Raw genomic sequence first — 7,563 nt, 5'->3', positions numbered from 1 at the left:
CTCCACCACGCCGAGCGCGGTGGCGTCACTCGCGGCGAACACGGCCGTGGGCGGGTCGGGGCGGTCGAGCAGGCGGGCGCCCATCTCCAGCCCGTCCGGATAGCCGAACGCGCCGTGCAGTGTCAGTTCCGGATCGGGTGCGATCCCGGACTTCTCCTGCGCGGCCCGGCACCCGTGCAGCCGTGCCTGGCCGCACGAGGCGCCCTCCGGGCCGCCCGCGAACCCGATCCGGCGGTGCCCGAGCGACAGCAGGTGCTCGGTCGCGGCCACCCCGCCGGAGAAGTTCGTGGCACCGACACTGGTGACCTCGACCCGGGGCAGGTTCAGCGGGTCGATCACCACCAGGCCCAATCCGGCGTCGGCGAAGCCCTCGACCTGTTCCAGGCTCAGCTCCGAGGTCACCACGATCAGCCCCTCGCGTCCGGCGGCCTTGAGCCGGTTGGCCCACGAGTCGGGGGCGGCGACAGGGCCGTCGGCACCCGGAATCCGGCCGACCACGACGTCGACCCCCGCCTCGGCCCCCGCCTCGGTGACCCCGCGCAGCAGCTCCAGCGAGTACGGACTGACCAGTTCGTCGAAGACCAGGTCGATCACCCGGGCGGGCGTCACGCTCCGGCGGCCCACCTGGGGCACGTACCCGAGCTCGCGGACGGCCTCCTCAACCCGCGCCCTGGTGGCCGTGGCCACGTCGCCGCGGCCGTTGAGGACCTTCGACGCCGTCGGCAGGGAGACCCCCGCGGCGTCGGCGACCATCGCCAGCGTCGCCCGCCGCGTGGTGTCGGCGCTCCCTGACACAGCCACCTCCCTCATGTTTGCCGAAAAGTTTCACGCCACTATACATCAAACTTCCACGAAATCAGGTCTTGACCATGCCTCGGGGCGGTTCTATTGTCGGCGTCCATTCAGACGGTTCTTTCCGAAAAGTTTCGAGCATCTCGGAACCTTCGACGAGGAAGGTGCGGCATGGGCCGGAGACGGACGGCGCTGCTCGCGGTGGGAGCGGCGACGGTGATGGCGATCGGGACGGCCTGCGGGTCCGGCGGACCGGCGGCGGCCGGAGCGTCGGCGTGGGCACTCACCGGCGGGGACGAACAGAGCATCCGCTCCTCGTTCGACTCGTGGAACGAGGCCAACCCCGACACGGCGATCAATCCCGAGTTCTTCGCCAACGACGCGTACAAGCAGAAGATCCGCACGGCGATCGGCGCGGGCGGGGCACCCACCCTCATCTTCGGCTGGGGCGGTGGGAATCTGCGCTCCTGGGTCGACGCGGACAAGGTCGCGAACCTGTCCGAGGTGGCCCCGGACGTCGGGGCGCTGACCGACCGGTATCTGCCGTCGGTGTTGGACACCGGCACGGTCGGCGGGGATGTCTACGCCGTGCCGAACAACGGGATGCAGCCGGTGCTGCTGTACTACAACACGAAGCTGTTCGACCGGATCGGGGCACAGCCGCCGGAGACCTGGGCGGAGCTGATGGAGCTGGTGCCCCGGTTCAACGAGGAGGGCATCGCGCCGTTCGCGCTGGCCGGGCAGAGCCGGTGGCCGCAGCTGATGTGGCTGGAGTACCTCGTGGACCGGATCGGCGGCCCGGAGGTGTTCGAGGCCATCGCCGCGGGCGAGCCCGGCGCCTGGTCGCACCCGGCCGTGCTGGAGGCGGGGAAGAAGATCCAGGAACTCGTCGACGCGGGCGGGTTCGCCGACGGGTTCGGTTCGATCTCCGCGGACAGCGGGGCCGACGCCGCGCTGCTCTACACCGACAAGGCGGCGATGTATCTGATGGGCTCCTGGGCCTATCCGAGCATCAAGGACGCGGCGCCGGAGTTCATCGAGAACGGCCATCTCGGCCACACCACGTTCCCCACCGTGGCCGGTGGTGCGGGAGACCCGGCCAACATCGTCGGGAACCCGGCCAACTACTGGTCGATCAGCGCGGAGGCGAGCACGGAGGAGCGGCAGGCCGCCCTGGACTACCTGGACCGCGGCCTGATGAACGACGAGTACGTGAACACCCTCCTGGAGAACGGGTCGGTGCCGCCGGTGCGGGGGATCGAGGACGAGCTGGCCGCGGCCGGCGACTCCGAATACCTGTCGTCGGTGTACGAGACGGCGAGCGCGGCGCCCCACTTCGAGTTGTCCTGGGACCAGGCGCTCGATCCGAACCAGGCGGACGAGATGTTGGCGACACTGGAGCAGCTGTTCAACGGCCAGGTGTCGCCGGAGGAGTTCTCGTCCACGATGGACGCGACGATCGGGTGAGACGGTGACGCTCGCGGACGAGGACACGGGGACCGGCTCCGTCACCGGGGCGACCCGGCGGAGCCGGTCCCGTGCCGACGGGAACCGGGTGGGGCCGTCACCGCTGATGGCCGCGCCCGCACTGGTGTTCTTCGGATTCTTCGCGCTGGTGCCCCTCGTGGGGGTGGTGGCGCTGAGTTTCGTGCGTTGGGACGGCATCGCGGCGATGCGATGGGCGGGGCTGGACCACTGGGGCAGTGTGCTCACCGACCCGTCGACCTACCACGCGATCTGGTTGAGCGTGCAGGTGATGGTGGTGAGCTGGCTGGTCCAGACACCGATCTCGCTGCTGCTCGGGGTACTGATCGCACGCCGGGGACGGTACCGGGCCGTGCTCGGGGTATTGTACTTCCTGCCGATGTTGCTGTCCTCGGCGGCCATCGCGATCGCGTTCAAGGCGTTGCTCGACCCGAACTTCGGCCTGAGTCTCGCCTTCGGCGCCGAGGCCTTCGCGCAGAACTGGCTCGGTGATCCCGACCTGGCGCTCTACGTGGTGGTGTTCGTGATCGCCTGGCAGTTCGTGCCGTTCCACACCCTGCTCTACCAGGCGGGGGTGCGGCAGATCCCCGGATCGCTGTACGAGGCGGCCGAGATCGACGGGGCGGGGCCGGTGCGGCAGTTCTTCCACATCACCGTGCCGCAGCTGCGCTACACGATCATCACCTCGTCGACGCTGATGCTGGTGGGGTCGCTGACCTACTTCGACCTCGTGTTCGTGCTCACCGGCGGCGGTCCCGGCGACGCGACCCGGCTGCTGCCGCTCGACATGTATCTCACCGGGTTCTCCGGCAACGAGATGGGCCGTGCGGGGACGCTGGCCGTGCTGCTGGTGGTGACCGGGCTGACCTTGGCGCTCGGGCTGTCCCGGTGGGCGAGCTTCGACCGCGGCAGTCAACAGGAGGGAGCCTGATGTCGGTGACGCGGACCCGGCCGAACGTGCCCGGCGGGCTGGCCGGTTTCCTGTGGCTGCTCGTGGTGCTGGTGCCGGTGTACTACGTCGTGGTGACCAGCCTGCGCAGCCAGGAGGGGTTCTTCTCGGCGAACCCGCTGGTGCCGCCCGCCGACCCCACCCTGGACGCCTACCGGCTGGTGCTGGCCAACGACTTCGGTCGTTACCTGCTCAACAGCGTCGTGGTCACCCTCGGCGCGGTGGTGATCACGGTCGGCGTGTCGCTGCTGGCGGCCTACTTCGTCGTCCGCAGCGACACGCGGCTGGGGCGGCTGACCTATCGCGCGTTCCTGCTCGGCCTGGCCATCCCGCTGCAGGCGGTGATCATCCCGGTGTACTTCCTGATCACCCGGATGCACCTGTACGACACGTTGTTGGCCATCGTGCTGCCGTCGGCGGCCTTCGCCATCCCGCTGACGGTGGTGATCCTCGCCAACTTCCTGCGGGACGTGCCGAAGGAGCTGTTCGAGTCGATGCGGGTGGACGGCGCGGGGCACTGGCGCACGGTGTTCAGCCTGGTGCTGCCGCTGGTGCGGCCCGCGGTGATCACGGTGGCCGTGTACGACGGGCTGCAGGTGTGGAACGGGTTCCTGTTCCCGCTCATCCTCACGCAGAGCCCCGAGCAGCGGGTGCTGCCGCTGGCGCTGTGGAGCTTCCAGGGGCAGTTCACCGTGAACGTGCCCGCCGTGCTGGCGGCGGTGGTGCTGTCCACCCTGCCGGTGCTCGCGCTGTACGTCCTCGGCCGGAGGTATCTCGTCAGCGGGCTCACCGCCGGATTCGGCCGCTGAGTCCGCTGCCCGTATAACGCCCTGTACCCGCCCGGCCCGGTGTCCGCACCGGGCCGGGCGGTCGACCGCGGTCACACCGGGGGAGGGTCACCCGGCCGGGCAGCGGGCGAGGCGGGACAATGGCGGGGGAGTCGAGACCTACGCGGAGGACACCAACCATGGCGAGAGCCGCCGAACCACCCTCGGGCACCCGGGACTTCCTGGCCGACGAGATGCGTCGCCGGAAGGCCGCCTTCGACACCGTCGCCGGAGTGTTCGAGCATTACGGCTTCGATCCGCTGGAGACGCCGGCGTTCGAGCGGCTGGAGGTGTTCGCGGGCAAACTCGGTGACGAGGCCTCCGCACTGATCTTCAAGATCCTCAAGCGCGGGGTGCACGAGGCCAGCGGGGAGGCCGACCTGGCACTGCGCTACGACCACACGGTTCCGCTGGCCCGGGTCGTCGGCACCTACGGCAACCGGCTGCCCTCGCCGTACAAGCGCTACGCGATCGGGCCGGTGTGGCGGGCCGACCGTCCGGCCAAGGGGCGCTTTCGCGAGTTCACCCAGTGCGACATCGACACCGTGGGTTCGTCGTCCCCGCTGGCCGACGCCGAGATCCTCTGGGCGGTGCACGACGGCCTCACCGCGCTCGGCGTGGAGGACTTCCGCGTGCTGGTGAACAGCAGGCAGGCCCTGTACGGGCTGCTGGAGGCCTACGGCGTGCCGGACGAGCAGGGAGCCGCCGTGCTGGGCAGTCTGGACAAGCTGGACAAGGTCGACCCGTCCGCCGTGGCGGAGGAGTTGGCCGGGCTCGGGCTGGCGCCGACGACGGCCGAGGAGCTGGTCGGCGACGTCACCGCCACCGATGTGGACCGGGTGCGCAAGCAGTTGGACACCACCGAGCGTGGACGGCACGGGCTGGCCGAGATCGACCGGCTGCTGGAGCTCACCGCCGGGCTGCCGGAGGGGCGTGTGGTGTTCACCCCGCGGATGGTGCGGGGGCTGGACTACTACACCGGACCGATCTTCGAGGTGGTGGCGCGGGACTATCCCGGCTCGATCGCCTCCGGCGGTCGCTACGACGGGTTGGTGGCCAAGCTGGGCGGGCCGGATCTGCCCGCCTGCGGTGGGTCGATCGGCATCGAGCGCATCCTCGCCACCCGGGCCGCCGGGGACGACGGGTCCGCGGGCGGCCTCGACGTGGCCCTGACCGTGCTCGGCGCCGAGGACACCGTGATGCGCCTGGCCGCGGAACTGCGCGCCGGCGGCCTGCGCACCGGCGTCTACCTCGGTTCCTCCGGCAAGCTGGCCAAGCAGCTCAAGTGGGCCGACGACCAGCGCGCCCGGCTGGTGCTCCTCCACGGCCCCGAGGAACAGGAGGCCGGCGAGGTCACGGTGCGGGACATGCACACCGGCGACCAGACCCGCGTCCCCGTCACCGACGCCGCCACCCACGTCCGCGCCCGCCTGTCCTGACCCCGGGTTGTGTCGTGAGGGGCACTTTCCCTGCGTGTGACGCAGCGAATGTGCCCCTCACGGCGCCCGGCGCAGGAAATGTGCCCTTCACGGCAACCCCCGGCGCGGGTCAGCGGGCGGTGAGGTGGTCGAGGACGAGGTCGGTGAGCAGGGTGCGGTAGTGGTCGCGGCGGTGTGGGGCGAGCATGTCGCGGTCGAAGACGGCCCGGACGGTGTGCCGGTTCGCGGTGCGGAACACGCAGAACGCGCTGATCATCAGGTGCACGTCGAGCGGATCGACGTCGGCGCGGAAGGTACCCGCGGCGCGCCCCCGGTCGAGGATGCGGGTGAGCACGTCCAGCGCCGGGTCGGCCAGGCCGGCGAGCTCGGTGGAGCGGGCGAGGTGCTCGGCGCGGTGGATGTTCTCGATCGCCACCAGGCGCACGAACTCCGGATGCGACTCGTGGTGGTCGAACGTCAACGCGACGACCCGCCGCAGCGCCTCGACCGGGTCGAGGTGGTCGACGTCGACCTCCTGTTCTCTCGCCCGGATCTCCGCGTACGCCCGCTCCAGCACCGCGACGAACAGCCGTTCCTTGCTGCCGAAGTAGTAGTAGAGCATCCGCTTGGTGGTGCTGGTGCGCGCGGCGATCTCGTCGACCCGGGCACCGGTGTACCCCTTGTCGGCGAACTCGGCCGTGGCCACCCGCAGGATCTCCGCCCGGGTGCGCCCGGCGTCCCGCGTGCGCCCCCCGTCGCCCCGCTGTTCGGCCACCCGCGCACCCCTTTCCCACGTCCGGACCGTCACCGTATCGCCCCGCCCGGGCGCGTCCCGACCACCGTCGGTTTATTAACTGTCTGGTTCGTTCATGCTAGCGTCGGTGTCGCCACCCCGCGCCCCACCGGGCGGGCGGCACGACCACCGGGGACGGGATCCGGCTCCGGCGAACAGCACAGGGAGAGACCATGCGCAGCGGCATCGCCACGGTGTGCCTGTCCGGCACTCTGGAGGACAAGCTCGACGCCGCGGCCCGGGCGGGCTTCGACGGTGTGGAGATCTTCGAGAACGACCTGATCGCCTCGTCCCTGTCCCCCGAGGCGGTGCGACGGCACTGCGCCGGGCTGGGCCTGTCGGTGGACCTCTTCCAGCCGTTCCGGGACTTCGAGGCGGTGCCCGGGCCGCTGCTGACCGCCAATCTGCGCCGCGCCGAGCACAAGTTCGACCTGATGCAGCGGCTCGGTGCGGACACCGTGCTCGTGTGCTCGTCGGTCTCGCCCGACGCCGTCGACGACGACGACCTCGCCGCCGAACACCTGCACGCCCTGGCCGAGCGGGCCGCCGCACGCGGCCTCCGCGTCGCCTACGAGGCGCTGGCCTGGGGTCGGCACGTCGACACCTGGCGGCACGCGGCCGAGATCGTCCGGCGCGCCGACCACCCCGCCCTCGGGCTGTGCCTGGACAGCTTCCACGTGCTCTCCCGGGGCGACGACCTGACCGGCCTGGACGCCGTCGGCGCGGACAAACTGTTCTTCCTCCAGCTCGCCGACGCCCCGGACCTGCGCATGGACGTGCTCCAGTGGAGCAGGCACCACCGGCTGTTCCCCGGGCAGGGCGCCTTCGACCTCGCCGCGTTCACCGGGGCGGTGCTCGACGCGGGCTACCGGGGGCCGTTGTCGCTGGAGGTGTTCAACGACGTCTACCGCCAATCGGCCCCCGACCGCGCCGCCGTCGACGCGAAACGGTCCCTGATCGCGCTGGAGGAGCGGGTCGCCGACCGGTGGGAGAGCGCGGGCGACGGGGAGCACGCCGCCGTCCCGCTCGGCAGACTGCCCCGGGCCCCGGAGCTGACCGGCTACGCCTTCGCCGAACTCGCCGTCGACGACGGCACCGGCCCCGAGGTGGAACGCACCCTCGCCGCGCTGGGCTTCGCCCACGTCGGGCAGCACCGGTCCAAGCCCGTGCAACTGTGGCAGCAGGGCCGTGCCCGGGTGCTGGTGCACTCCGGCGGCGACCGGGGAACCGCGCTGAACGCGCTGGCGGTGGACAGCGCCGACCCCGCCCGCTCGGCCCGCCGCGCACAGGCTCTGCTCG

At 71.1% G+C, this 7,563-nt stretch carries 7 protein-coding genes; 5 read left to right on the top strand and 2 right to left on the bottom strand.

What is annotated here, in order from left to right; genetic code table 11:
- A partial coding sequence (locus SACHA_RS0103990) for a LacI family DNA-binding transcriptional regulator (protein ID WP_232211804.1) occupies positions 1–753 on the bottom strand: 753 nt, incomplete at its 3' end.
- Between the two features lie 210 nt (positions 754–963).
- On the opposite strand from SACHA_RS0103990, the gene SACHA_RS0103985 reads away from it, so the two are divergent.
- The 4 genes from SACHA_RS0103985 (at position 964) to hisS (ending at position 5,492) form a co-directional block, all read left to right on the top strand.
- Positions 964–2,259, top strand: coding sequence for an extracellular solute-binding protein (locus tag SACHA_RS0103985; RefSeq protein WP_019807409.1), 1,296 nt, complete (start codon positions 964–966; stop codon positions 2,257–2,259).
- A 4-nt stretch (positions 2,260–2,263) separates the two neighbouring features.
- A complete protein-coding gene (locus SACHA_RS0103980; RefSeq protein ID WP_019807407.1) occupies positions 2,264–3,208 on the top strand; it encodes a carbohydrate ABC transporter permease in 945 nt (314 codons plus the stop codon).
- Entirely contained in the window at positions 3,208–4,035 is an 828-nt protein-coding gene (locus SACHA_RS0103975; RefSeq protein WP_019807405.1) for a carbohydrate ABC transporter permease, read from the top strand. Before SACHA_RS0103980 ends, SACHA_RS0103975 begins: the two co-directional genes overlap by 1 nt.
- Before the next feature lie 158 nt (positions 4,036–4,193).
- Entirely contained in the window at positions 4,194–5,492 is a 1,299-nt protein-coding gene (gene hisS / locus SACHA_RS0103970) for a histidine--tRNA ligase (protein ID WP_019807404.1), read from the top strand.
- A 109-nt stretch (positions 5,493–5,601) separates the two neighbouring features.
- On the opposite strand, the gene SACHA_RS0103965 is transcribed toward hisS, so the two are convergent.
- Positions 5,602–6,246, bottom strand: coding sequence for a TetR family transcriptional regulator (locus tag SACHA_RS0103965; RefSeq protein ID WP_019807402.1), 645 nt, complete (start codon positions 6,244–6,246; stop codon positions 5,602–5,604).
- A gap of 191 nt (positions 6,247–6,437) precedes the next feature.
- On the opposite strand from SACHA_RS0103965, the gene SACHA_RS20195 reads away from it, so the two are divergent.
- The coding region (locus SACHA_RS20195; protein ID WP_039737895.1) for a sugar phosphate isomerase/epimerase and 4-hydroxyphenylpyruvate domain-containing protein at positions 6,438–7,563 on the top strand (1,126 nt) is incomplete at its 3' end.

Origin of the sequence: Saccharomonospora halophila 8, from assembly GCF_000383775.1 — a bacterium.
Lineage (GTDB): Bacteria > Actinomycetota > Actinomycetes > Mycobacteriales > Pseudonocardiaceae > Saccharomonospora > Saccharomonospora halophila.
This window is presented reverse-complemented; position numbering and strand designations above follow the sequence as displayed.

Bases quoted from the DNA above. Each gene is read 5' to 3' on its own strand.
- hisS (WP_019807404.1), top strand. From the start codon at position 4,194: ATGGCGAGAGCCGCCGAACCACCCTCGGGCACCCGGGACTTCCTGGCC.
- SACHA_RS0103975 (WP_019807405.1), top strand. From the start codon at position 3,208: ATGTCGGTGACGCGGACCCGGCCGAACGTGCCCGGCGGGCTGGCCGGT.
- SACHA_RS0103985 (WP_019807409.1), top strand. From the start codon at position 964: ATGGGCCGGAGACGGACGGCGCTGCTCGCGGTGGGAGCGGCGACGGTG.